The 25363-nt window shown below is 53.9% G+C and carries 25 protein-coding genes and 1 tRNA gene; 10 read left to right on the forward strand and 16 right to left on the reverse strand.

Annotated elements, in window-relative coordinates; all coding sequences use genetic code 11:
• Positions 1–54: 54 nt before the first annotated feature.
• From phnK to trmB, 10 genes are all read right to left on the reverse strand, one after another.
• On the reverse strand, positions 55–819 hold the full coding sequence (phnK, locus tag QWJ20_RS06025; protein WP_095993847.1) for a phosphonate C-P lyase system protein PhnK: 765 nt from the start codon (positions 817–819) through the stop codon (positions 55–57).
• A complete protein-coding gene (locus tag QWJ20_RS06030) occupies positions 806–1660 on the reverse strand; it encodes an alpha-D-ribose 1-methylphosphonate 5-phosphate C-P-lyase PhnJ (protein ID WP_433992076.1) in 855 nt (284 codons plus the stop codon). Before QWJ20_RS06030 ends, phnK begins: the two co-directional genes overlap by 14 nt.
• Positions 1653–2729 carry a carbon-phosphorus lyase complex subunit PhnI gene (locus tag QWJ20_RS06035; RefSeq protein WP_433992077.1) on the reverse strand — a complete coding sequence of 359 codons (1077 nt, stop codon included), beginning with the start codon at positions 2727–2729 and terminating at the stop codon, positions 1653–1655. Before QWJ20_RS06035 ends, QWJ20_RS06030 begins: the two co-directional genes overlap by 8 nt.
• Positions 2729–3310: a phosphonate C-P lyase system protein PhnH gene (phnH, locus tag QWJ20_RS06040; protein WP_433992078.1), complete on the reverse strand. Its 582-nt coding sequence runs from the start codon at positions 3308–3310 to the stop codon at positions 2729–2731. Before phnH ends, QWJ20_RS06035 begins: the two co-directional genes overlap by 1 nt.
• Positions 3310–3756, reverse strand: coding sequence for a phosphonate C-P lyase system protein PhnG (phnG, locus tag QWJ20_RS06045; RefSeq protein WP_433992079.1), 447 nt, complete (start codon positions 3754–3756; stop codon positions 3310–3312). The genes phnH and phnG overlap by 1 nt, the downstream gene beginning before the upstream one ends.
• Positions 3757–4470: a phosphonate metabolism transcriptional regulator PhnF gene (gene phnF / locus QWJ20_RS06050; RefSeq protein ID WP_433992391.1), complete on the reverse strand. Its 714-nt coding sequence runs from the start codon at positions 4468–4470 to the stop codon at positions 3757–3759.
• Positions 4471–4723: 253 nt separating this feature from the next.
• On the reverse strand, positions 4724–7834 hold the full coding sequence (locus tag QWJ20_RS06055; protein WP_433992080.1) for an autotransporter domain-containing protein: 3111 nt from the start codon (positions 7832–7834) through the stop codon (positions 4724–4726).
• A gap of 212 nt (positions 7835–8046) precedes the next feature.
• Positions 8047–8760 (reverse strand): DUF2884 domain-containing protein, encoded by a 714-nt coding sequence (locus QWJ20_RS06060; RefSeq protein ID WP_010282855.1) that lies wholly within the window; start codon positions 8758–8760, stop codon positions 8047–8049.
• Between the two features lie 114 nt (positions 8761–8874).
• On the reverse strand, positions 8875–9219 hold the full coding sequence (locus QWJ20_RS06065; protein WP_039483816.1) for a YggL family protein: 345 nt from the start codon (positions 9217–9219) through the stop codon (positions 8875–8877).
• 1 nt (position 9220) lies between these two features.
• Positions 9221–9940, reverse strand: coding sequence for a tRNA (guanosine(46)-N7)-methyltransferase TrmB (gene trmB, locus QWJ20_RS06070; RefSeq protein WP_039472184.1), 720 nt, complete (start codon positions 9938–9940; stop codon positions 9221–9223).
• Between the two features lie 165 nt (positions 9941–10105).
• Here trmB and mutY point away from each other — a divergent pair, with 165 nt between their 5' ends.
• From mutY to QWJ20_RS06090, 4 genes are all read left to right on the forward strand, one after another.
• A complete protein-coding gene (gene mutY / locus QWJ20_RS06075; RefSeq protein WP_233966427.1) occupies positions 10106–11212 on the forward strand; it encodes an A/G-specific adenine glycosylase in 1107 nt (368 codons plus the stop codon).
• Positions 11209–11481: an oxidative damage protection protein gene (locus QWJ20_RS06080; protein WP_249683686.1), complete on the forward strand. Its 273-nt coding sequence runs from the start codon at positions 11209–11211 to the stop codon at positions 11479–11481. Before mutY ends, QWJ20_RS06080 begins: the two co-directional genes overlap by 4 nt.
• 52 nt (positions 11482–11533) lie before the next feature.
• The gene (gene mltC / locus QWJ20_RS06085) at positions 11534–12607 is read left to right on the forward strand and encodes a membrane-bound lytic murein transglycosylase MltC (protein ID WP_120357972.1); all 1074 of its coding nucleotides are present in this window, start codon (positions 11534–11536) and stop codon (positions 12605–12607) included.
• A gap of 95 nt (positions 12608–12702) precedes the next feature.
• Positions 12703–13794, forward strand: a complete 1092-nt coding sequence (locus QWJ20_RS06090) for a helix-turn-helix domain-containing protein (RefSeq protein ID WP_433992081.1) — start codon at positions 12703–12705, stop codon at positions 13792–13794.
• Here QWJ20_RS06090 and QWJ20_RS06095 read toward each other — a convergent pair.
• Positions 13757–14800: an alpha/beta hydrolase family protein gene (locus tag QWJ20_RS06095; protein WP_127157645.1), complete on the reverse strand. Its 1044-nt coding sequence runs from the start codon at positions 14798–14800 to the stop codon at positions 13757–13759. The genes QWJ20_RS06090 and QWJ20_RS06095 overlap by 38 nt on opposite strands.
• A 567-nt stretch (positions 14801–15367) precedes the next feature.
• Here QWJ20_RS06095 and QWJ20_RS06100 point away from each other — a divergent pair.
• A complete protein-coding gene (locus QWJ20_RS06100) occupies positions 15368–15781 on the forward strand; it encodes a DUF2628 domain-containing protein (RefSeq protein WP_095993838.1) in 414 nt (137 codons plus the stop codon).
• Between the two features lie 123 nt (positions 15782–15904).
• On the opposite strand, the gene QWJ20_RS06105 is transcribed toward QWJ20_RS06100, so the two are convergent.
• Together QWJ20_RS06105 and QWJ20_RS06110 are read right to left on the reverse strand one after the other, a co-directional pair.
• On the reverse strand, positions 15905–16738 hold the full coding sequence (locus QWJ20_RS06105) for a phosphoenolpyruvate hydrolase family protein (protein ID WP_109412691.1): 834 nt from the start codon (positions 16736–16738) through the stop codon (positions 15905–15907).
• A gap of 12 nt (positions 16739–16750) precedes the next feature.
• A complete protein-coding gene (locus tag QWJ20_RS06110) occupies positions 16751–17974 on the reverse strand; it encodes a Tm-1-like ATP-binding domain-containing protein (RefSeq protein WP_433992082.1) in 1224 nt (407 codons plus the stop codon).
• Positions 17975–18262: 288 nt separating this feature from the next.
• On the opposite strand from QWJ20_RS06110, the gene QWJ20_RS06115 reads away from it, so the two are divergent.
• The 3 genes from QWJ20_RS06115 (at position 18263) to ansP (ending at position 21537) form a co-directional block, all read left to right on the forward strand.
• The gene (locus tag QWJ20_RS06115; protein ID WP_039483806.1) at positions 18263–18892 is read left to right on the forward strand and encodes a TetR/AcrR family transcriptional regulator; all 630 of its coding nucleotides are present in this window, start codon (positions 18263–18265) and stop codon (positions 18890–18892) included.
• 79 nt (positions 18893–18971) lie between these two features.
• On the forward strand, positions 18972–19712 hold the full coding sequence (locus QWJ20_RS06120) for an SDR family oxidoreductase (RefSeq protein WP_433992392.1): 741 nt from the start codon (positions 18972–18974) through the stop codon (positions 19710–19712).
• A gap of 373 nt (positions 19713–20085) precedes the next feature.
• Complete coding sequence (ansP, locus tag QWJ20_RS06125; protein WP_433992083.1) at positions 20086–21537, forward strand: L-asparagine permease; 1452 nt, start codon at positions 20086–20088, stop codon at positions 21535–21537.
• A gap of 60 nt (positions 21538–21597) precedes the next feature.
• On the opposite strand, the gene QWJ20_RS06130 is transcribed toward ansP, so the two are convergent.
• Together QWJ20_RS06130 and QWJ20_RS06135 are read right to left on the reverse strand one after the other, a co-directional pair.
• Entirely contained in the window at positions 21598–23751 is a 2154-nt protein-coding gene (locus QWJ20_RS06130) for an ornithine decarboxylase (RefSeq protein WP_174872007.1), read from the reverse strand.
• Positions 23752–23982: 231 nt separating this feature from the next.
• Positions 23983–24114 (reverse strand): hypothetical protein, encoded by a 132-nt coding sequence (locus QWJ20_RS06135; protein ID WP_262252947.1) that lies wholly within the window; start codon positions 24112–24114, stop codon positions 23983–23985.
• Positions 24115–24426: 312 nt separating this feature from the next.
• On the opposite strand from QWJ20_RS06135, the gene QWJ20_RS06140 reads away from it, so the two are divergent.
• A tRNA-Phe gene (locus QWJ20_RS06140) sits at positions 24427–24502 on the forward strand.
• Positions 24503–24749: 247 nt separating this feature from the next.
• Here QWJ20_RS06140 and QWJ20_RS06145 read toward each other — a convergent pair.
• Positions 24750–24992: a helix-turn-helix domain-containing protein gene (locus tag QWJ20_RS06145; RefSeq protein ID WP_174866205.1), complete on the reverse strand. Its 243-nt coding sequence runs from the start codon at positions 24990–24992 to the stop codon at positions 24750–24752.
• A 104-nt stretch (positions 24993–25096) separates the two neighbouring features.
• On the opposite strand from QWJ20_RS06145, the gene QWJ20_RS06150 reads away from it, so the two are divergent.
• Positions 25097–25351: a helix-turn-helix domain-containing protein gene (locus tag QWJ20_RS06150; RefSeq protein WP_433992084.1), complete on the forward strand. Its 255-nt coding sequence runs from the start codon at positions 25097–25099 to the stop codon at positions 25349–25351.
• Positions 25352–25363: the final 12 nt, after the last annotated feature.

Genomic DNA, 25363 nt, shown 5'->3' on the forward strand with positions numbered 1-25363 from the left:
CGATTGGTTACAACCTGGTTCACCCGCACTAGCGCGGGATTTGCGCGGCTTCCATCAGCTCAGGACTGACGAAACCAGCAGTTGCGTATAAGGGTGTCTGGGATCGTCCAGCACGCGGTCAATCAGGCCGCTTTCGACAACCCGCCCTTGTTTCATCACGATTAGGTGGTGAGCCAGCATCCGCGCGACGCCCAAATCATGCGTCACGATCACCACCGCCAGATTCAGTTCACGCACCAGAGTACGTAAGAGATCCAGCAGGCGAGCCTGTACGGAAACATCAAGGCCGCCAGTCGGTTCGTCCATGAAGACCAATTTAGGGCGTGTCACCAGACTGCGGGCAATTTGCAGGCGCTGCTGCATACCGCCAGAAAAGGTGGTGGGCAGATCGTCAATACGCGCGACCGGGATCTCAACGTCCTGTAACCACTGGCTTGCCTGCTGGCGAATCTCACCGTAGTGGCGCTGCCCGGCGGCCATCAGCCGTTCACCGATATTGCCGCCAGCCGAGACCTGCGGGCGCAGGCCATCAAGCGGATACTGATGCACCACGCCCCACTCGGTACGCAGCAGACGTCGCCGTTCACTTTCGCTCAGGCGATATAAATCGCGCCCCTGATAGTCAATCGTTCCCTGCTGGGGCGTTAACCGTGCCGAGATAGCCTGTAATAGCGTGGTTTTTCCCGAACCCGACTCGCCGACGATCCCCAGCACTTCCCCGGGAAAAAGCTCGAAAGAGACCTCTTCAAAACCCTTTTCCGGAGCATAAAGGTGCGTCAGGTTATTGACCGCAAGCAGCGGCTGTTCACTGCGATTCATGGCTTTGTTTCTCCTGCTGCTGACGGCAATAGTCGGTATCGGAGCAGACAAACAGACGCGATCCTTCATCATCTATCACGATTTCATCAAGGTAGCTGTCATGCGAACCGCACAGCGCACAGGGCTGATCCCAGCGTTGAACGCAGAACGGGTGATCGTCAAAATCCAGACTTTTCACGTCACAGTAGGGAGGCAAGGCGTAAATGCGTTTTTCTCTGCCTGCGCCAAACAGTTGCAGCGCGGGCATCCGGTGCATTTTGGGGTTATCAAACTTGGGGATGGGCGAAGGGTCCATCACATAGCGATCGTTCACCTTCACCGGATACGCATAGGTTGTCGCAATATGACCATAGCGGGCGATATCTTCGTACAATTTCACCTGCATGATGCCGTACTCTTCCAGCGCATGCATTTTGCGCGTTTCGACCTCACGCGGTTCAATAAAGCGCAGCGGATCGGGGATCGGCACCTGATAGATCAGGATCTGATCTTCTTTCAGCGGCGTTTCAGGAATGCGGTGGCGCGTCTGAATCAGCGTAGCCTCGACGGTGCGTTCGGTGGTCACCGCCCCGCTCACGCGCTGGAAGAAACGCCGAATAGAGATGGCATTGGTCGTGTCGTCCGCGCCCTGATCAATCACTTTCAGCACATCGTTTTCGCCAATCAGGCTGGCGGTGAGCTGAATGCCGCCGGTGCCCCAGCCGTAGGGCATCGGCATTTCCCGTCCGCCAAACGGCACCTGATAGCCGGGAATCGCCACTGCCTTCAAAATAGCGCGCCGGATCGTGCGTTTGGTTTGTTCATCAAGATAGCCAGGGTTATAGCCGCTTAACTCATGCATTTTTGCCCTCCAGATATTCCTGACGCAGACGTTTCAATAACTCCAGCTCGGCCTGAAAATCGACGTAATGGGGCAATTTGAGGTGAGAGACAAACCCCGCCGCTTCGACGTTATCCGCATGCGACAGCACAAACTCTTCGTCTTGCGCCGGGCTGGTCACCCGTTCGTGATGCTCTGCGGTTTGCAGCGCGCGATCCACCAGAGCCATCGACATCGCTTTACGCTCCGCTCGCCCAAACACTAATCCGTAGCCTCGGGTAAAGTGCGGCGCTTCCTCATCCCTGTCGGTAAACCCGTTGACCATTTCACATTCGGTCAGCAGGATTTCTCCGATTTCCAGCGGAAAGCCCAGCTCCTCCGGCACAATTTCTACCGTGACAAAGCCGGTACGGATCTCTCCGGCAAAGGGATGAGTGCGGCCATAGCCACGCTGTGTCGAGTAGCTCAACGCCAGCAGAAAGCCTTCATCCCCCCGCACTAGCTGTTGCAGACGTGCCGAACGCGGGGCGGGATAACTCGGCGGGTCGCGGGTGATATCGCACGGTTCGCTGCCGTCATCCTCTTCCCTGACGGCAAAGCCTTCGCGGGTCATCAGATCAAATATCAGCGGGCACGTTGCTTCCAGCGGTGTATCCGCCACGGACGGTGCAGGTGTGTCACCGTTGGCAAGCAGCGTGAAATCCAGCAAACGGTGAGTGTAATCGTAGGTAGGGCCGAGAACCTGGCCGCCCGGCACATCTTTGTAGACCGCCGAAATGCGTCGCTCAATCCGCATGTTTGCCGTTATTAGTGGCAGGCTGTCCGCCAGACGTGGCAGCGTTGTGCGATACGCGCGCAGCAGAAAAATAGCTTCCACCACATCGCCACTGGCCTGCTTGATCGCCAGCGCTGCCAGTTCACGATCGTAAATTCCGCCTTCTGTCATCACGCGATCGACCGCCAGCCCGAGCTGCTGTTCGACCTGCTGGTAGTCAATTTCCGGGATGTCACGATCCCCACGGCGCAGATCTTCCTGTAAGCGATGGGCATTCTCGATCGCTTTCTCTCCCCCTTTCACGGCGACATACATCAGCAAACCTCCACGTGGGTGGTGCGCGGTAATGCCATCAGGGCATCGGCACAGGTGAACATCAGATCGATACCTTGCGGAAAGGGATCGGGACGGTGACAGAGATAGCGCACGATGTCCGGCGACAGCTGCGGATCAACGACGCGTGAGGTTTCCAACCCCGGCCCGCTCAGGCGCAGCGGCGTGCCGCCAGTAAGAGAACTAACTTCGATGATGACCGTGGTACTTTTTTCCGGCGACATGACGTCACCGGCAGAAAACCGCGACAGCGCGATGGCTGTGGCTGACGAAACGTGAAGCAAGGCGAAGGCCGCCGATTCATCGCGGGTCAATATCGCACCGGTATGAAAACGCAGATTGCTACGGAGGGCTTCATCATCCAATGCCTCATCCAGCCAGAGCGGCGTATCGCGATCGACCAGCGTCAGCATCACCGCCGTCGAAGCGGGAGAAAGCCCCCCCCAGCCTTGCTGTAACGGTAAGGTCACCGTTACGCCCGGTTCGCTTACGGCTTTGAGGATGCGCCGAAAAGCACACTGCGCGTCAGCCACTGGCTGCGCAAAGCTCGTCTGTATAGACATCAGTTATCTCCGCGAACCAACGTGAAGAAATCGACCTTGCTACTGGCAATTTCACGCGCGCGCTGTTCACACAGCTCGGCACGCTGCGCCGCCAGAGGCTCAATGAGATGCTCCTGTAACCGATCGTGGTTTTCCGGCTGTTGTAACAGAGCATCAATCACGGCACAGCGCTCGGCATGGGCTTTATCGCGACCGGCCACATAGCTGTACCCGCACGTACCGTCTGCCAGACGCACCACGGCACGCGTCATCGTCATATCTCCCAGCACAAAGCGTTTGCCCGTTCCCCCCATTCTCGCCTGTAGGCGAGTCAGGCCAATTTCGGCGGCGCGCAGCAGGGCGTACTGCGGGTGTAAATTGAGCGCGTGCCAGCGCTTTTCCAGCTCGGCAACCGGGCTGAATGCCAGCACCGAAAGCCAGCGTTGACGGCGTATTAGCGTATCCATCTAGTGCTCCAGCGTCAGTTCGATCATATCGCCGCGCGTCAGGCTGACGGAGTACTCGGCGATCTCACCGTTTGCGGTTTTATTCAGCGTGCGCAAACACAGCAGCGGTGCCTGTGCGTCAATTTCCAATAGCCGACTCTCTTTAGCCTGAGCCAGACGCGTACTGATGCGCGTTTGCATGCGAACCAGCGTCTGATTCAGTCGCTCGGTAATAAAGTCGTGCAGCGAGCCGCTATTGAACTGCTGTAGGTGCGGCCACCAGGAAAGATTGGGCAGGAAATGGTTAATGACACAGACAGGAATGCCGTTCACCCGACGCAGCGTACGTAAATGGATGACATTGTCGCCTTCGCCACAGCCCAGCGTGGTGGCAATCTCCTGACTGGCCGGACTCAGCATGGCCAGAAGTCGCTCGCTGGAGGGATTACTGCCTTGATCCAACAGGTTCTGGCTAAAGTGGGCCTGTGCATGCAGCGGGTAATCATAAGGCCGCATAAGCACCAAGATCCCCACGCCGTGACGGCGTTGAACCAACCCCTTTTTCACCAAATCATCCACGGCGCGGCGTAACGTATGGCGATTAACGGCGTAGTGCGTCGCCAGTTGCTTTTCAGAAGGGAGATAGTCGCCACATTTGTAGCGTTCGCGTAGCTCTTCTTCTAGCTGGGCGGCAATCGCCTGATAGAGCGTGGTCGGATGTCTGGATAACTGCATCATAAAAAATCTCCCAGAAACAGGGGGCATTAATACGATTCGGAAGGCGAATGCTGAAGTGCATAAATATTGAACAATATTGACGGGGGAACATGTCGATATCGTTAATCAGACATGGCACAAAAATGAACTTTTTTCGATAGGCTGCTAACAATGTATGGCTATCGGCAACGCATTATCTCACCGGGCGACAACCCTGTACCAAACGCCCCACACACGGCTTTACCCGCGCGTGGGGGATAATTTTCAAGTATCAGAATGTGAGTCCAAACTGCATTTTGGCGCTGTTTTCGCGCATTTTATCGCTCACCAGGCCTTGGTAGCCCAGCAACAGCGTCGCATTCTGCTTAATCGCCAACGTGACGCCCGCCCGCACGAGCAGCGCATCGCGATCGTCAGTGGCAGAGTGGACGGTATAGGCATCGCCGCCTTGCACAAAACTCAGCCGCGTTTGATTACGGTCCGGCGTCAGGCGTCGCTGATAGCCCGCATCGGCATAGAGCCGGACAGGCGAGAGTGAAGACCAGCGCGCCTCACCGCGTAAGCCCAGCGTTGAGTATCCCGCCCCGCTGTCCTGACGTTCCCAGCGCAGCGCGGCGGCGCTACCGTGTTCCTGTCCACCTGCGAGATCGAGCCAGGCATACGAGAGGTTGCCATAAGGCTCGACGCTTAGGCTGTCATTGAACGCAAACCGATGACTTCCTTCCGCAAATCCCTGAAAAAGGTGCGCATGATAATCTGCCCGAGCGCGGCTCGTGAGTCCGGGCACCTGAATGTCTCGCTCACTGCCCATATCCAGATAGCTGTAGACCAGACCGGATCGCCATGCGATGCCGCTATAGCTCGTTCCCCAATAGCTGCCAACGTGATAAGCCGTCACATCGTTACTGGCGGCACGCGCATCGGTTTTGATCTTGCTTTTCTCTGCACCGACGACGACACCCAGCGTGCTGCTTTCACCGACAGGGCTACCGTTACCGATTAAGAAGCCATAGCCGCTGTGATTAACGCGTGAGGATTCAGCGGTCCCATCGAACTGGCCATTGTTCGCCCACGTACTCAGCCAAAGCGATTGTGCATTTTCATCGTGCAGCGCACTGTTGATCTCGTCCCGCACGTACCGACTACGTTGGAGCAATGCGGCACGCGAGGCGGCGTAGATCTCACCGTCGAGGTTATCAAATGCCGCCCGCGCGGCCGCTTCACTGCGGCTGTTCGCGATAGCAGAGAAAACCGGCCCACTATTCTGGCTCTCGATCGTCTGCGCAACGGCGCGTTGATTAAGACTGGTAGCAATGTCATTAAAGGCGCGATTATTACGCACCACGTCCAGATAAGCCTGCTTGTTGCCATAGCTCAGCGTATCTTGCAGGAAAGGCTGGGTTGAGTTGGATGTTAATCCATCAAAGCTGCCGCTCAGGGTGCCACCGACATTCAACAGGGTAAACCGATCGCCCAATGACTGCGAAGGCGCATCCAGCACCACGGTGCCCGCCAGCGTCGCATCCTGTGTAACATTCAGGCCATCGGCGTTCCCCTGCTCATCAATCTCATAGTGATAAAGACTGCCGGATTGAAACACCACATTGCCCACCGTTAATGTACCAACGGATGCACCGGGTGAAAGCGTGGAGCCGTTCTCAAGCGTGACGGTGCCGGCAATTTTGCCATGCCCGCCCAGCGTGGCTGTAGATTGTACCCAGACATCCCCCGCCAGACTGCCGCTCCCCTGCGCAACTCTACCCACTATGACGCTGCCGCCTTCGACAATGGTCGGCCCGAGATAGGTGTTATTGCCCGTCAGATAAAGCGCTCCTGCGCCCTGCTTACGTAAACCGACATCCAATTGATACAGGGAACTGCTGCTGGTCGTATTTTTCACCTGTGCAATGTCATTGCTCCAGGTGCTGGAATATCCTTGCGTATCAACCCCGTAGATCGCGTAGTTACCGTTAAACGTTCCACTACTGAGATCGCTATTGCTCAGCCTCTGGGCATTCAATGCGCCCGGCCCCTGCACCGCTTTATACGCATTCACCATCCCCTGACCAAATAGCGATTGGTAATCATCCGTCGTGAGCACATTGATATTTTGCGCGCTAGCGCGGGCACGAATCGCGCTGCGCACCTGTTCATCCGTGAGGTTGTCGAAGAACGCATCCTCTCTGACCCGCGCCAGAAAGACGGTCATTTCCTCATCGCTAAACGTCACGGCATTACCCGTCGCATAAACGTTGAGTTCGCTACTGAGATGGTTTTGATGGTCATCGTAATTCTTGTGGATGAGCAACACCGCACGCGGGGTATTACTACCGGTGAGCGGCGTGGCCGTGGACAAAAGAATATCGGCTAGCTGCTTACCGTCCAGATACGGAAACGCCTCAGACGCCAGCGCGGCAACGCCCGAAACGTAAGGTGTCGAAAATGACGTGCCGCTGAATGTGTCGGTGGTGTTCGCATCTCTGGTAGAAACAATATTCACGCCCGGCGCAAGCAGCGTATAAGCCGACGCCCCAAATCCCAGGTTACTGAATGATGCAATAAACGCCGCACTGGAAGGGCGCTGAGAAGGATCGTAAGCCACAACACTGAGCCAGTTATTGGCAATCGTATTGTCAATACCATAGGCATCCAATAGCGTTGGCAACCCAGCATTAATCGACGGCGTCAGGTGCCCTTCGTTCCCGGCAGAAAACACCGTTAACTGACCCTGCTTTGCCATCTCCGTACCAATCACCATATTGTTATTGATGATGCCGTCCAGCAATTCAATCTGACGATCGGCGCTGAACGTCTGTACCGTGTCGTTAAATATTTGGTATCCCCAGCTATTATTGACGATCTTGATATCTGGGCGATCGAGCACGTTAAGCTGGGCATTAACCAATGTATTCGATGAAAAAGTGGTTCCTAACGGCAGCAGGTTCGCCTGATAGGCGATACCGTGAATACCGCTATCGTTTTTCGCCGCACCAATGACGCCCGCCACCGCATAGCCATGAAACGCGCCATCCCACGGGGATGAGATCCACCCAGCGCCCGAATCCACCCGACCGGCAAATTCATCACCGCTCAGTTCGCCGGTCGCATCAATGACCGCAACGCCAACGCCCTTCCCCGAGAAACCGAGACTGTAGGCCTCTGCGGCGTTGATCGAATCCAGTGCGGCACCGTTCCGCTCATACTCCGCCGTCCGAAAATTATCTGCTCCCCATAACGTGACAGGACAAAACAGCAGTAACCCCATCGCAAGTACACGGTAAGGCGCGCTATCACGACCACCGTTCATACCGGAATCGCGCGACGTCACCGTGATGCGGACTTCCTTGTTTTTCCAATCCTTGTTTTTTAGCAGCGAGAGCATTAACGACACCCTGTTCGAACACAAATGTGATTGTCACTCTATGTTACTAGTACAAATAATCATAACGCATGAAGGTAACAATCAATGAATTTCATGAGGCATTCGGTTACAGGTAAAGAGGTCAGACCGAAAAGGAAAATACGAAGAGGGGGAAGAGAGGAAAAGGACGATCAAAAAACGGGCCTCAGCCCGTTTCCTTAAGCGACGTCAGTTTACTTCAGCGTCTGCAACAGACTCTTGCGCTGGTTTTCCAGCGATGTGACGCGGCTACAGACGTCATTGCCGAAGCGCTGGAACTCCAGTTCCTGATTGTTCCACTCGGCCTGAATCGCTTTCTGCAAACCGCCGAGGTTGCCCATCATCGCCTGTAGCGGGTTGCCGCCGCTGGACATCTGTTTTACGCCCATCTCGTTCAGGCTGTCTTGCAAGACGCCGCCCATGCTTTGCTGCACGAGCTGCTTGCCATCTTGTTCAACTTGCTTAATCGCCTGATGGTGGAACGTCAGGCCATCGGTGCGGTGTTCGATAATTCGGTTCATTTGCTGCTTGAGCTGTTTATCCAGCGTAGTCAGACGATTGCGCACATTGCTGTCGCTGCCAAGCTCCTGCACGATCACGTTATCCAGCGCGACTCGCGCTTTTTCAAGATGCTGTTGCGCGCCTTGGTCGATCCACGGCAACTGCTGGCGTAAATCCGCCTGATAGGCTTTGGCTTTCTGGCGCTGTTCAGCATTCAGAGTCAGTGGCGTACCGTTACGGACGATATCGCCCTGCGGGGAGAGTTGTAAGTTGCCGCTGGCACCCACGACCTGTACGTGTTGCGGACTAATAATGATGTCGTCCTGCGGGTTCACGTTGCACTGGTAGGCCGCCTGCGCTTGCCAGGACAGCAACATCAATAAACCCAAGGTTATTTTACGCGACATATTTTCTCCTGAAGAAAACAACGGCAGTAGCGGGAGAGCGGCAATCCGCCCTTTGATAAGGCGGATAACGCCTGAGCCAGAATCAGCTCAGGCATGCCTTGATAAGACCAAGGATTACAGCAGGTGTTCTGGCAGATCCCACCAGATATCGAACAGGTTGCTGACTTTTACGTCAGTCAGTTTCTGCTCTTCCAACCAGCGGCTAACCAGTTGGCGATGCTCTTCGGTGCAGTGACCAATTTTTTGCAGACAGATCAGGCCTTCCCAGAGCAGATAACCGCTGCCTTCAAATGCCAGTCCTTCTGGTTCAATGACGTCGTCAACGAACTTATCCATCAGCTGATCGATATCTTCTACGCTAGTGCCTTCTGGAAAGCGGAAGCTGACAGAAAAACCTAATTCCTGAAACTCATCAATGTGAAGCTTTTTACGTAAACGACGGCTACGAGCTTGTGCCATTTTATTTTATCCTCTCAAACATCAGATCCCACACGCCATGCCCCAAACGCTGGCCGCGTGCTTCAAATTTCGTCAGCGGACGGGACTCCGGCCGCTCAACGTACTCATTATTATTGGAAAGATTACGGTACTCGGTGACAGAGGTCATCACTTCGAGCATATGTTGCGCATAAGGTTCCCAGTCTGTTGCCATATGGAACACGCCGCCGACTTTCAGCTTACTCTGTACCAGTTGGACGAAAGGCACCTGAACGATACGGCGTTTATTATGGCGGGCTTTGTGCCACGGGTCTGGGAAGAAGAGTTGAACCATGGACAGTGAACCATCCGGGATCATATTCATCAGCACTTCGATCGCATCGTGACACATCACGCGCAGATTGCTGATTCCCGCCTCTTGTGCGGCAGCAAGACAGGCTCCCACGCCCGGCAGGTGAACTTCGATACCGAGGAAATTCTGCTCAGGATGCTGTGCCGCCATCGTCACCAGCGAGGCGCCCATCCCAAACCCAATTTCCAGCACCACCGGTGCGTCACGACCAAATAGCGCGTTAAAATCGACCAGCTCGGTCTGATATTCCACGCCCATCACCGGCCAGTAGTTATCCAGCGCCAGCTGTTGCCCGTTAGTCAAGCGCCCCTGACGGCGGACAAAACTGCGGATACGACGCATCGGGCGCCCATTTTCATCAAATTCCGGTGAAATGACGTTGTTAATCATAAAGAGTGCTTACTTGCTGTCCGATTTCGTTAATGAAACGCGCATTATGCAAGGATACCGTGGTTTAGCAAGCCCACTGCCTCGGAAAGTTCCGGTTTACAGCACATTCACTCTGTGCTGGAATCGCTATCAAACTTTTTACCTGCCGGATAGTGACCCCATTTTATGATGCAAGCGCAACAGTTCGCCCATCAGGTGCTGGACTGGTATCAACGCTATGGCCGCAAAACCCTGCCGTGGCAGCTTGAGAAAACTCCCTATAAAGTATGGCTATCCGAAGTGATGTTGCAACAAACGCAGGTCACCACGGTTATTCCCTATTTCCAACGCTTTATGGAACGCTTTCCGAACGTAAACGCCCTGGCGGCAGCGCCGCTGGACGAAGTGCTCCACCTGTGGACCGGGCTGGGCTACTACGCCCGCGCGCGCAACCTGCACAAAGCGGCACAAACCATCGTGTCACGTCACGGCGGCGAGTTCCCCACCACCTTTGATGAAGTCGCGGCATTACCGGGCGTCGGGCGTTCCACCGCCGGCGCGGTGCTGTCGCTCGCGCTCGGCCAGCATTACCCGATTCTCGACGGTAACGTGAAGCGCGTGCTGGCACGCTGCTATGCCGTTGACGGCTGGCCGGGCAAGAAAGAGGTTGAAAAGAAACTGTGGGCGCGGAGTGAAGACGTCACGCCAGCCGAGGGCGTCAGCCAGTTTAATCAGGCGATGATGGATCTCGGTGCGATGGTCTGTACCCGCAGCCGCCCCAAGTGCGAACTGTGCCCGCTGAACACCGGCTGCATTGCCTACGCCAACCACAGCTGGGCGCAATACCCCGGCAAGAAACCGAAGCAGACGCTGCCGGAGAAAACCGGCTGGTTCCTGCTGATGCAACAAGGTTCTCAGGTCTGGCTGCAACAGCGCCCTGCCGTCGGCCTGTGGGGCGGGCTATTTTGCTTCCCACAGTTCAGCGAACGTCGGGAATTGGAACTCTGGATGCAACAACGCGGTCTGAATCCTGATGGATTGCAACAGCTTGTCGCGTTCCGCCATACCTTTAGCCATTTTCATCTGGATATCGTTCCGCTCTGGCTGGACGTATCGCAGACCGATCGCTCACAAAACAGGTCCTGCATGGATGACGATGCAGGTCTCTGGTATAACTTAGCGCAGCCGCCGTCTGTCGGACTGGCCGCCCCGGTAGAACGCCTATTGAGGGAGTTGGCTCACCCGCAGTCAACACGTTTGAAAGCCTGCGAAATTGATGAGGAAGAAGCATGAGCAGAACGATTTTTTGTACTTTTTTACAACGCGACGCCGAAGGGCAGGATTTCCAGCTCTATCCCGGCGATCTGGGCAAGCGCATCTATACCGAAATTTCCAAAGAAGCCTGGGCACAGTGGCAAACCAAGCAAACCATGCTAATCAACGAGAAAAAACTCAGCATGATGAATGTTGACGACCGTAAGCTGTTGGAACAGGAAATGATCAAATTCCTGTTTGAAGGAAAGGACGTACACATCGAAGGCTATACGCCTCCGAGCCACTGAGATTGCGGGCTTTCGGGCCCGCTTACGTCCCCATTCCGACACGGCTTGTTATATGAAGAAAATGTTAGCTCTGCTGGTGATTGCACCACTGCTGGTTTCCTGTTCAGGAAACAAAGGGAATGCCAACGACGAAGAGTTTCTCAAGGATACCAACGCCTTCGATATTTTGATGGGCCAGTTCGCCAACAACATCGAAAATATCTGGGGGATGAATGAAGTACTGATCGCGGGCCCGAAAGACTACGTCAAATACACCGATCAATATAAGACGCGTAGCCACATCAACTTTGATGCCGGTTCAATCACGATCGAAACCATTTCGGCAACCGACTCCGTTGCCAGCCTGCGCCAGGCGATTATCACGACCCTGTTGATGGGCGATGACGCCAGTAACACCGACCTGTATTCCGACGCTAACGATATTCAAATCAGCCGCGAGCCGCTGCTGTACGGACAGGTGCTGGATAACACCGGACAACCGATCCGCTGGGAAGGCCGTGCGGCCAGCTTTGCGGATTACCTGCTCCAGAACCGTCTGCAAAAACGCACCTCCGGCATGCACGTTATCTGGTCGGTCACGATGCAGCTTGTCCCTAACCATCTGGATAAACGTGCGCACAAATACCTGCCGCTGGTGCGTAAGGCTTCCGAGCGTTACGGCATTGAAGAGTCGCTGATTCTGGCGATTATGCAGACAGAATCGAGCTTCAACCCTTATGCCGTCAGCCGTTCCGATGCGCTGGGTCTGATGCAGGTGGTGCAGCACAGCGCAGGACGCGACGTCTTCAAGATGAAAGGGAAAGGGGGACAGCCAAGCCGCAGCTATCTGTTCGATCCAGAACAAAACATCGACGCGGGTACCGCCTATCTGTCGATTCTGAAGAACAGCTATCTGGCCGGCATTGAGAACCCGACGTCGAAACGCTACGCCGTCATCACCGCGTATAACGGTGGCGCAGGCAGCGTGTTGCGCGTCTTCTCCAGCGATCGCGATCGCGCCGTGGGCATGATCAACAACATGTCACCGAGCGATGTCTACCAAACGCTGACAACGAAGCATCCGTCTGGTGAATCACGTCGCTATCTGTACAAAGTGAACACGGCACAGAAAAATTACCGCCGCTAATTCACGCGCACCACAGAACGCCGCGCTACCGGGTTTATTCCGGTAGCGCGGTTTCATCTGACCAGATATCTATAATAACGTTGTTGATAAACACGATGACCGCGATTCCTTTACCGTTTATTACCGCACTTCTGCTGGTTATTTTGTTTTTTCGCATCCAGTTTCTGGCTATTCACAACCATTCCCATAACAAGAACACCAAAAAGCGCAGTGCAACGGCAGAAGCGGTACTCATCGGCGTAAGCTGTCTTGCCCTGACGCTGGTGGCGTTACGCTGGGGCAGCCATGTTGCCTTACCCGCGTTTATTCAACCCACGATTGCCGCATCGATTCCACCGCTGTTATGGCTGTGTCTTTTCCCTCACGGCGACAAAGTATCTGAGGACGTAACCCGCTCACGCCGACGATATCTCTGGCATCTGTTACCGCCCTTACTCATCCTTGGCGCAAGCGCCATCCAGAGCAGAACAACCGTTCCGCTCATCGATCTGATGCTGGTGAGTATTTACTTCGGTTATGGGGCAGCGCTGATTTACAGCGCTCGCCGTCTGCAAACGTCATCACCCAGATGGAAAAGCGCGCCGTTTATCGCCGGGCTGTATGTGCTTATCTCCGGCGCTATCGACACCGTCATTGCACTGGATATCACGTTCTACAGCGGCAATAGCGCGGCGACCATCATCACCGCATTCCACATCGTCATGCTGGCGATATTGACCCTGCTGATCGTCACACACCGCTCATCCCCGCAGGCAGGGCTTGTCGCTCCGCCTGACCAGAAGCCTGAAGCCGTACCCGCCACCGAAGACGAACACCAGCTCGCGAAAGCGTTAGATGATTTCATCCGCACTCACGCGCTGTACACCGATCCGGGCATGACGCTTCAGCGCTTGAGCAGACGCATGGGCATACCGCTCAGACGCCTGTCCGAAACCATCAACCGCGTTCACGGTCGTAATTTCTCGCAGGTGATGAACGAATATCGCATAGAGGAGGCTAAGCGCCTCCTCAGCCAAACGGATGACCGAATCACGGATATCATGCTGGCCAGCGGGTTTCAGACTAAATCAAACTTCAACCGCGAATTTCTGCGGCTAACGGGGATGAATCCGAGCGTCTGGCGTAGTCAGTACCCACTTCAGGAACAGACTACGGCTTCCGCCACGCCGCCTGAAGAAAATCGCTGACATCCTTCCCTATTTCCTGATGGATCTGTTCACGCGAACGCTCACCGCCATCGAGACAAATCATGCCGTCGCCTGGGCTCTCGGCGTTGATGATTTCAACAGCACCTGGCTTACAAAGCTGCATAAAACTAAAATGCGTCGCGTCGGCAATTTCTTTATACGCTGAATGCGCTGGTGATAGCTTCTGCGCCAGATCGTGAGATTCCAACTCAGCGGGCAGTTCCTCATTGGGATACCCCGCCGCCATAATCAATACGGGAATGTTTATCGCCGCCAGACTCTCTGCGGTAAACCCTCGCGCCAGCCCCATATCCAGCGAGACCACCGCGCTGATGCGCGGATCGGCGAGTGATTTATCAAGCTGCGCGCGCGATTCGGCACTCTTTGCGACCTGCATCTTTTCATAAGCCTTGCAGGACGCCAGCCCGACGTGCATCAGACAATCCTTCTCAAACTGTTCGGTATTGAAACGCCCACCAGCCAGCGCCAGCACCGTCCATCCCCCCAACGAATGGCCCACAGCGGCAATGCGCTTCGCATCAACCTGCCCCGTCTTCTCTGGCGTAGCGAGTAATGCCGTAATGACGCGGCTGAGGTCATGAGGGCGTTGCCACAATGCCTGAGCGTTCACAGGGCGCATGTCTTTCGTCGTAGTTCCAGGATGATTGGGCGCAGCGACAATATAGCCTTGCTTAACCAACACCTGCGCCAGCCAGAGTTGATTAAACCAGCTCCCGCCATAACCGTGTGAAACCACAATCAAAGGATGTTCACCTGACTCAGGCTCGGCATTTTTACTCACCACAATGCCGGGAAAAGCAATATTCTCGCCAATGGTCGTCGTCTGCGATGGTGATGACGCCGGATAAAATACGGCGACGTCCAACGGCCTGTTAGTGGCCTCATCCGCTAACGTGATTTGTTGAAACCCAATGCCCGCGTTTGCCATAACGCCAAAGCTGAGTAGTAAGTTCGTGAGTAGTCCTATCGTGATACGCCATGTCATACCTATTTCTCCGAAGTTTCCGTGCTGTGAAAAATAGCATTTATAACAATGACTTTCGTACCAACGAGACCTAAAACGCTATTTAGTACCTCTGTTTTTTCTGCCTGAGCAGCAACACGACTGGGAGCCGAGAGAAGAATAAGAATGCTCTGACAACAAACGTTCGATTAACACCAATAAATAACGCCATTCTTTGCGATTGTATGAATAAAGGGAGTGAGGATCACTATTGAGAGCAATATTAAATTTTACTTAGTTCAATCAATTATCCGGAATTAATAAAAAATACAAGAGTTAATAGCCATAGTAATAAACATGCCTGTGATTACAAAAATCAGCCGCATAGACTGCACTACCTGCCTTTGATTCCATTATTATCGCAGTAAAATTACTCCATTAACCTCCTACTAATAACAATATTAAATTACCACGACACATTACAAACAATATATCGAGATGAGTTGTTATAAGTAAAATCAACGGTAGCAAGAAAATAATCTGCGCGTAAAATACCCATCGAAATTATTTACAGCAATATTATTCACATCTTTAAAGAAGAGAGTTGTTATGGAAAACACAACAGTAGAGAAGCAATACTCTAAAAAATGGCAAACCCGCTTCGCGTTTTATAATGAGTTTGGTGGGCCTAATACACCAGCCCATAAGGCTGCATTTAAAAATCTCAGTTTTCTCAATAGAATTCTGATTCAGAGCAACTTTATTGCTTTCTTTTTTGGCCTGATTTACTTCTTTGTTCTTGGGTTATGGCGAAAAAACCTGACGCTGTTAGGTATTGGTATTGCTATTAACATTGTTATCGCTTTCATTGAAGCTATCGTTGATGCCATGCTTCCCGAGTATATGAATCTTCCTATTGCTCTTTCTATCAGTTATCTGTGGGCAGGAACGGCTAACTACGCGTACTACCTGAAGGAAACTCAGAACAGCAAAAGCTGGAACCCGTTTGAAGGTATGCTCTAACCCTCGCTCACAAAAAACTACGGCCAGCATGTGCTGGCCGCATTCCCTGATATTGGCGCAAAATTTACCCACCTTTTTCCTGCTTTAGGACGTCGGCTTAGGTATAGAGCCAAAAAAAGTCTGTTAACGCTTAATTTTTTTAAATTGCTGTGTAGTAGCCGTTAATGCGGTTTCTGTCGGCAATCGCTCCATAGAGCTGGCACCGTAAAAACCATCGCACTGCGGGCAGTGATCCATGATGAACTGTGCGTCCTGCGGTGTTGAAATCGGTCCACCGTGGCACAGCACAATCACATCCTTACGTATGGACTTCGCCTCACGTGCCCAGTGATTAATCAACGGAACGCAATCCGCCAGATTAAGCGCGGTTTCCGCCCCAATGTTGCCGCCAGTGGTTAACCCCATGTGCGGCACAATAATATCCGCCCCTGCTTTCGTCATGGCGACCGCATCTGCCGCACTGAACACGTAAGGCGTGGTCAGCATGTCTTTTTCGTGCGCCAGACGAATCATGTCCACTTCCAGCGCGTACCCCATTCCGGTTTCTTCCAGATTGGCGCGGAAATTACCGTCAATCAGCCCAACGGTTGGGAAATTCTGCACGCCAGAAAAACCCAGCGCTTTCAGGTCATCCAGAAATTTATCAAACTGACAGAAAGGATCGGTCCCGTTTACGCCCGCCAGCACTGGCGTGTGCTTCACAACCGGCAGCACCTCTTTCGCCATATCCACGACGATCTCATTCGCGTTGCCGTAAGCCAACAGGCCAGCCAGCGAACCTCTTCCCGCCATGCGATAGCGCCCAGAGTTGTAGATCACGATCAGATCGATGCCGCCCGCTTCTTCACATTTCGCGGAAAGCCCCGTTCCTGCGCCACCACCGATAATCGGCTCGCGGCGCGCGATCATGTCGCGGAATTTTGCCAGCAGTTCCTGACGATTCATGCCTGACATCATGCTTCTCCCTTCTTATTTCACTAACGCCCGAAACGCATCGACTGCGGCATGGGCAAATAAAGGATCGTTAATATGGAAAGGCAGACGAATAATCTGTCGTCTTGCCGTTTGCTGCACGACGCTCTCCAGCGTGCGGATAAACGCGTCACGCGCTTCCGGGTGCCAGAATGCCTGATCCGGTGCATCCAGCGCGGAGAAGCCGCCTTCCGGGATCAGGAAACGCACGTCGCCTTCACAGCGGTTAAGCTTCTCCCCAATCCAGCGCGCCATCGCGATATTTTCGTCTATCGTGGTTCGCATCAGGGTGACCTGCGCGTTGTGGTTGTAGAACAGACGATGCGCGTATTTCTCCGGCACGCTGGCGGGAGAACCAAAATTCACCATGTCCAGCGCACCGCAGGACGCCACATAAGGCACCTGCGTCTTGGCTATCGCATCAAACCGTTCCGGCCCACAGGCCAGCACGCCATCAAACAGTAAATCGCACACCTCTGTCGTGGTGAGGTCGAGCACGCCGGTGAGCAAATGGCTGTCCACCAGCTTTTCCATCGCTTTCCCACCGCTGCCCGTCGCGTGAAAGACCAGACAGTCAAACTCCGCTTCCAGCAATGCACTGGCTTCCTGAATGCACGGCGTCGTGACACCAAACATGGTCAGGCCAATCGCGGGCTTATCGTCATGATGTTCCTGAATATGAAACTTCACGGCGCCGGCGATCTGGTGCGCAGCGTTGCCGAGAACCTGACGAGAAATGCGGTTCAGGCCCGCCACATCGGTAACGGAATACATCATGCTGATATCGCTGGCACCGATGTAACCGGAGATATCGCCGGAGGCCATCGTCGACACCATCAGCTTCGGCATCCCAATCGGTAACGCCTGCATGGCGGGTGTAATCAGCGCGGTTCCGCCGGAGCCGCCGAGACCCAGCACCCCGGCAATATCATCGCGGCACAGCATGAAGTGCTCAAACGCAACGGCCATGGCGCTAATTGCCTGACCTCGGTCATGGCAAAACACCGCCGATGCGCCCTGCGGATGGTAAGATGCCACCGTTGCGGCGCTGATATCTGTCGCCTCTGACACTTGTGTATCTGCTGACGGTGGTGTCGTTGACAGATCGACCGTGACCGTTTTTAAGCCTGTAGCGGCAATCAAATCGCGGACGTAAATCTGTTCTTTTCCTTTAGTATCAGCGGTACTTGCAATATAAACGCTGCCAACTTCACTTCCCATTTGGTATCCCTCCCACCGTTAGCGAAACAATTAACAGATTGATATAAATAGTAATTATAAGAAGCCAAAAACAGACAAGATTAATTTGTCGCCATATTGAGACTTGAGTATCAGAAAGACAAATCATTAAATACCCAAATGAGACAAAAGTCTCAAAATGTTATGTATGGCATTACATTAACAGTAAGAAAGCTTGACGTGGCACAAGAATCACTCAATTTGCTATAGTTCAGGCGACAACGCCGTGCTGCCCGATAGCGTCCGGCCCGAAAATTCAATGAGGTCTATGTGATTGAACGGGATGAAAAACTGACATCGACACGGGCGAAAACCCGTCGTTTACTAATTGATACTGCCATGAATATGTTCGATCAAGGCATATTCCCTTCCATTACCGATGTTGCCGCTGCGGCTCAACTTTCACGCGCAACGGCCTACCGCTATTTTCCAACGCAAAGTGCGTTAGTTTCCGCCGTTGTCGGCGAAAGCCTTGGCCCGATTCTGGCGTGGCATCCGACACAGCCGGACGCCAGTGAACGCGTTTCTGAGCTGCTGCACTTTGCTTACCCAAGAATGCTGGAGCATGAAGGTGCGCTGCGTGCAGCGTTACATCTTTCGCTGCAACAATGGGCCGATCGCCGCTCCAATCGTCTGCATACGGATACGCTGACGCGCGGCAATCGTAAACGCCTGCTCAAGATTGCCACTGAACCGCTGGAAGGAAAAATCACGCCGGAAGCACAACAGCGGGTGATTTATGCCTTATCGCTTATTTATGGTTCGGAGGTTTTCCTGGTGCTGAAAGATATCTGGCATCTGGAAGAAGACGGCATTCAGGATGTCACGCAGTGGGTCGCCAAAGCCATTTTACGGCAGGCGGAAGAAGACGCCGCACAGGCAGCGTCACAGAAAACCTAACGAACACATTTATGCTGCGTTCCGCTCTGTCGCTGGGTACGCAGCAACGGAAGCACACACGTTGCCAAGGGAACATATGATGCTGAAAGGTAAACGCGCGATTGTCACCGGCGGTGGTCGCGATTTTGGACAAGCGGTATCCGTCTGGCTGGCTCGCGAAGGGGTGAAGGTCGATCTTTGCGCCCGCAGATTGGCCGATGCACAGGCCAGCGTCGACATCATTCATCAGGAAGGCGGCACCGCGCGTGCGTATCAGTGCGATATTGCCAGCTCTGATTCGGTCAGCGATTTTTCCGCACAGCTGCTGGAAGACAGCACGCCCGTCGATATCCTGGTACTCAGCGCCGCCCAATGGCTGGAAGGCGCATTGGGCGAAGAAGACACCGATGCGGATATCGTCAGCACCATCAACTCTGGCCTGACCGGTTCTATCCTGCTCACCAAAGCGCTATTGCCGAGCCTGCGTCGTTCACAGGGTGCCGATATTCTGGCGATGGTTTCCGTTTGCGGCGTGCCGCAGTTCCACGACTCTATCGCCCACCCCGCGTTCTTCGCCGCCAAGCACGGCATGAGCGGCTTTAGCCAGAATCTGGCGCATCATGTCGCACAGAAAAACATTCGCGTGACGGGGTTTTATCCACCAGATTTTGAGGTCACCGGCTTTGATCACAGCCCCGCGAGCGGGGAAAAAATGGGCGAGCATCTGCTGAATGCCCGCTCGATATGGGAAACCATGCGTTTCGTGCTCATCCAGCCGCGCAGTTGCCATATCAACGCCATCCATTTTCAGGGGCCGACGCGCGCAGATATCGGCGCGTAATTCGTCACCTTTTGCGCTTCATCCCGCTCCGGTATTTATCACATAACCGGGGCGGTGAAGGGTGTTCCCCGCCTAACGCAGCGATCCCTCACGCCATCATGCTCTGACACACTTTCCTTCTATCCATTTTTTGCCACAGCACACAGGAAAAGGTAGCATCGCTGCCGTTGTTTTCTGCCATGTGGCTCACCGCACTATAAAAAAACGCCGGGAGCGTTTTTCAACGTTGCGTAGCAACGGCCCGAAGGGGGGCGTACAGGGATGTACGACATAAAAAAACGCCGCAGACAAAAACGTAATCATTTGAATTATAAATAATAATAGAAAACGCGTCGCCACGAGATGCGTGACAGACAGGAAAACACGGACACCAATGACAGAATATTCCTCCTCTCAGGGCGAGCGTCATGCCGCCGAGCAACGTCTCCACGAAAAGGGTTATCACCAAAGTCTCGGCAACCGTCACGTACAGATGATCGCAATTGGCGGCTCCATCGGCACAGGGCTGTTTCTTGGCGCGGGCGCGCGTCTGCAAATGGCAGGGCCGGCGCTGGCGTTGGTCTATCTGGTTTGCGGCATCTTCTCTTTTTTCATCCTGCGCGCGCTGGGTGAACTGATCGTGCATCGCCCCACCAGCGGTAGCTTCGTGTCGTACTCGCGTGAGTTTCTGGGTGAAAAAGCCTCCTACGTGGCAGGCTGGATGTACTTCCTCAACTGGGCGATGACCGGGATTGTCGACATCACCGCCGTCGCACTCTACATGCACTATTGGGGCACGTTTGCCGATGTCCCGCAGTGGCTGTTCGCGCTGGGTGCGCTGTCTATCGTCACGCTGATGAACCTGATCGGTGTGAAGTGGTTTGCCGAAATGGAATTCTGGTTTGCGCTGGTTAAGGTCGCGGCCATCGCCATTTTTCTAGTGGTCGGCACGGTCTATCTTGGCACGGGCAGCCCGCTGGATGGCAACACGCCCGGCCTACACCTGATTACCGATAACGGCGGCCTGTTCCCACACGGCATTCTGCCTGCGCTGGTACTGGTGCAAGGGGTGATATTTGCCTTTGCCGGTATCGAGATCATCGGCACAACCGCAGGCGAATGTAAGAACCCAGAGCAGGTGCTGCCGAAAGCGGTCAACAGCGTCATCTGGCGTATCGGCCTGTTCTACGTCGGTTCTGTCGCGCTGTTGGTCTGCCTGCTGCCGTGGAATGCCTATCAGGCCGGACAAAGCCCGTTCGTGACCTTCTTCAGCAAGCTGGGCGTTCCCTATATCGGGACGATCATGAATATCGTGGTGCTGTCCGCTGCGCTGTCGAGCCTGAACTCTGGCTTGTACTCGACGGGCCGTATCCTGCGCTCGCTGTCGTTGGGTGGTTCGGCTCCCGCTTTCCTGTCGAAAATGAGCAACCAGTCCGTGCCGTATACCGGTATTTTAGTCACAGTCGGCATCCACATTATCGGCGTGGTGCTGAACTACGTGGTGCCGTCGCAGGTGTTCGAGATCGTCCTGAATATCGCCTCGCTCGGCATTATCTGCTCCTGGGCGTTCATCATTCTGTGCCAGATGCAGTTGCGTAAAGCGATTCGTCAGGGGAAAGCCAAACCGGTGGCGTTCAAAATGCCCGGTGCGCCCGTGACATCGTGGCTGACGCTGGCTTTTCTGGTGAGCGTATTGGGATTGATGGCGTTTGATTACCCGAACGGCACGTGGACAGTTGCGACAATTCCGGTACTGACGATCATGCTGATGATCGGCTGGCGCGGGCTGAAAAAGCAGCGTGACGCAGTGAAACTCGCCAACCAGCAGGAATCCAGCCTGCGTTAAGACAGAAAAAACTCAGGCTCGTTTCCGAGCCTGAGTTTCATGAGCTGAAGAGAAAGGTAATTACTGTTCTACCACGTAACCGTACAGACGCTTGCTGCCATCTTCTTCCGCGACGCTATAGACACCCTGCAATTCCGGAGAGAAGCCCGGCAGTAGGTTAATGCCTGCTTCCAACGCCAGAAAATAGCGCTGTACCGCCCCGCCCCAGGTTTCCCCCGGCACAACACACAGTACGCCCGGCGGATACGGCAATGCGCCTTCTGCCGCGATACGTCCTTCCGCTTCGTCGATAGGGATCAGCTCGATATTCCCGCGTACAAATTCCCTGTTGGCATCCTGTGGCAACATCACCACCGACGGAAACTCGGTTTTGCGGAACATCGCTTTTTGCAGATCTTTCACGTTGTGCTGCGCGTAAAAATCATGCATTTCCTGACACAGCCGACGCAGCCGGTAACCGCGATAACGCTCTTTGTATTTCTGGTACAGGCTAGGCAGCACTTCACTCAGCGGCGCATCGCGGGCGATCAGCGTTTCGAAATGCACCAGCGCATTCACCAGCTCCTGCATTTTGGCAGCGTCTTCCGCTGGCGTTAGCAGGAACAGGATCGAGTTCATGTCGCATTTTTCAGGGATGATGCCGTGCTCGCGCAGGTAGTTGGCAAGGATCGTTGCCGGAATACCAAATTCGGTATAATCGCCGCTAGTCGCATCAATACCCGGCGTCGTCAGCAGTAACTTGCAAGGATCGATAAAATACTGATCCTCGGCGTATCCTTCAAACGCATGCCATTTCTCGCCCGGCTCAAAATTGAAGAAGCGTACGTCCTGCGCGATCGTCTCCGTATCGTGATCCTGCCAGAGCGCGCCGCCCACCGTCACGGGTACGAACGGTTTGATGAGCGAACAACGTGTCAGCAGTTGCTTACGCGCTTCAATACCCAGCTTCACGCAGTCCATCCACATACGACGCCCGCTTGCCCCTTCGTGCATTTTGGCATTGACGTCTAGCGCGGCGAACAGCGGATAAAACGGGCTGGTCGAAGCGTGCAGCATAAAGGCGTTATTCAGCTGCTTATGGTTGCAGAAACGGCGCTGGCCTTTGATGTGCGTATCTTTCTTGTGGATCTGCGAGGTCTGGGAGAAGCCAGCCTGCTGCTTATGCACCGACTGCGTCACGAAAATCCCCGGATCGTTCTCGTTCAGATCCAGTAACAGCGGCGAGCACTGCTCCATCATCGGGATAAACTGCTCGTAGCCGACCCAGGCAGAGTCAAACAGAATGTAGTCGCACAGATGCCCGATGCTATCGACCACCTGGCGCGCGTTATAAATCGTGCCGTCATAGGTGCCGAGCTGGATGACGGCCAGACGGAACGGGCGCGGCTCGTTGGCGCGTTCCGGCGCGACTTCCGCAATCAGCTTGCGCAGATAGGCTTCATCAAAACAGTGCGCATCCACGCCGCCGATAAAGCCGAACGGATTGCGCACGGTTTCCAGATAGACCGGCGTCGCACCCGCCTGAATCAACGCACCGTGGTGGTTGGATTTATGGTTGTTACGGTCAAACAGCACCAGATCGCCACGCGCCAGCAGCGCATTCGTCACCACTTTGTTCGCCGAAGAGGTGCCGTTCAACACGAAATAGGTTTTATCCGCGTTAAACACGCGTGCCGCGTGCTTCTGCGCCTTCTTCGCTGCCCCTTCATGGATCAGCAAATCGCCCAGTTTGACGTCCGCGTTACAGATGTCCGAACGGAACACGTTCTCACCGTAAAACTCAAAAAACTGACGCCCCGCCGGGTGCTTGCGGAAGAACTGACCGCCCTGATGCCCCGGGCAGGCAAACGTCGTGTTTTTCATGTTGACGTATTTGGTCAGCGTATCGAAAAACGGTGGCAATATCGCATCCTGATAGGCTTTCGCCGCACGCTCCAGCACGTTCGCGTGCTCACCTTCGTCATCGAGAACCAGCCATTCGCTGCCCGCAGGCAGAACATCTAACTCTTTATCTTCATCAGGCTCTTCGACAAACGCCGGAATACTAAAACCGGTGTGCTGCAATATCGACAGAATACCGCTACGGGCTTCCTCAATAGAAACCACGACCGCCGCCACATCAGTGAAGTCGGTCTGACTCAACGCGACAATCTCGCGCGTTGTGATTAAACGGGTGGCAACCGCTGCATTCGCCGCAATTTTTAACTGTTTCATGTAACCAAACCCAAACGGTTAAAGGTAAGTGTACGTGCCTGGAAGACACCGTTCAGGGATAACAATCCCGACCAATCACAATGCCAATCAATAACGACAAGCGTATGATCCCTACAGGTAAACTGTAGGCTAAGAATGGAAAAACTGGAGCCAGCACCATCCGATAGACATCAGTAAAAGCAGAGGCGTACTCTATTTTTACTCATGCCTAACAGTGAGCGAACGAACGCCTCACCGCATGGTGAAGGAGGATAATCGACGGGGAGAAAAGTAAACCGCGCAGTGGTGAGAAGAAGAAACGCGCAGCGATGTCATCAACGAACTGGCGCGAGCGTGCAGCACCATGAGCAATGAATCTGACATATCGGCGATCCTCTTTAGCTAACGCTAACTACGCTTAAAGGGGCGTTCAGGTGAACGAGACGTTAAAAACCGCGCAATAGTGGCATTATTCTTCATCAAATTCAACAATCCAGCCCGCACTCAAGGCGGTAAAAAGTGCAACGAAACATGCCGCGAGAATCAGAAAGAAACGTTATCACGCTAAGCGTGCTGAAAGGATCGCCAGAAACTGGCTAGCAAATAATACAATTGCCTGAAAATAGCGCAGGCGCTCCGCTTTGTGACAGAAACCCGTTGACGACACGCGGCCAATACGGTTTAATGCGCCCCGTTGCCCGGATAGCTCAGTCGGTAGAGCAGAGGATTGAAAATCCTCGTGTCCTTGGTTCGATTCCGAGTCCGGGCACCACTTTTTCTTAACCCTCGCCTTTGGCGGGGGTTTTTCGTTTCTGGCGTGTGGACTCTCCATCGAACACCGTTCGATTATTCGCCGCAAGCGGCTCACCCTTTCAGGGCCAGCGCGACAAGCGCGCTGTTCAACGCCTACGGCGTTTGTCCGAGTCCGGGCACCACTAATTTAAAGAAACCAGCCTAACGGCTGGTTTTTTGCTTTTGGGGAATGGGTCCTGAATAGGGTTCGATTCTCGACAAAAGCGCTATCCCGCCTCCCCTTCCCTATGATTCGAGCTCATACCCTGATAGCGTGACGGCCAGATCTCCTCCGGCTGCTTTCCCAATGCACAAGCAATTAACCTTTCGCCTTTGGGCCAGTGTCTCGTTAAAGCATTAGCGAGTGTTGAAGACGCTAATCCAGATGCTCTTGATACCGCCGCCAGCGTTGTACCTTTCTTCCTCAAGCCAGCAATAATGTCTGCCGGATGCCAATCGTGCTTATCCATTTCTCTAACCTCTCCCTATGATGAATCAACTCAATTATCCCACTTTGGGATAAAAAGAGAAATGATTGATATTCGATTTTGGGATATTAATCAAGGTCACCAAAATGGCATCGATTTATTCAGATGAATATCAATCAGTTATAAAAGTACTGCGAGAGGCCAGAATCGTAAAAGGCATGACCCAAGAAAATTTGGCCAACGCTTTAGGTCGACCTCAGTCTTTTGTAGCCAAAATCGAGAATGGGGAACGTAGGCTGGATGTTGTTGAATTTGCCCATATCGCTCACCTGCTATCTGTAGACGCTGCCACTGTTTTAGAAAAAATAGCGCATAAGATACGGACAGATAACATTAAGTAATCAACACAAAAA

The sequence above is a fragment of the Pectobacterium sp. S5 genome (genome assembly GCF_051707265.1).
GTDB classification, from domain to species: Bacteria; Pseudomonadota; Gammaproteobacteria; order Enterobacterales; family Enterobacteriaceae; genus Pectobacterium; species Pectobacterium polare.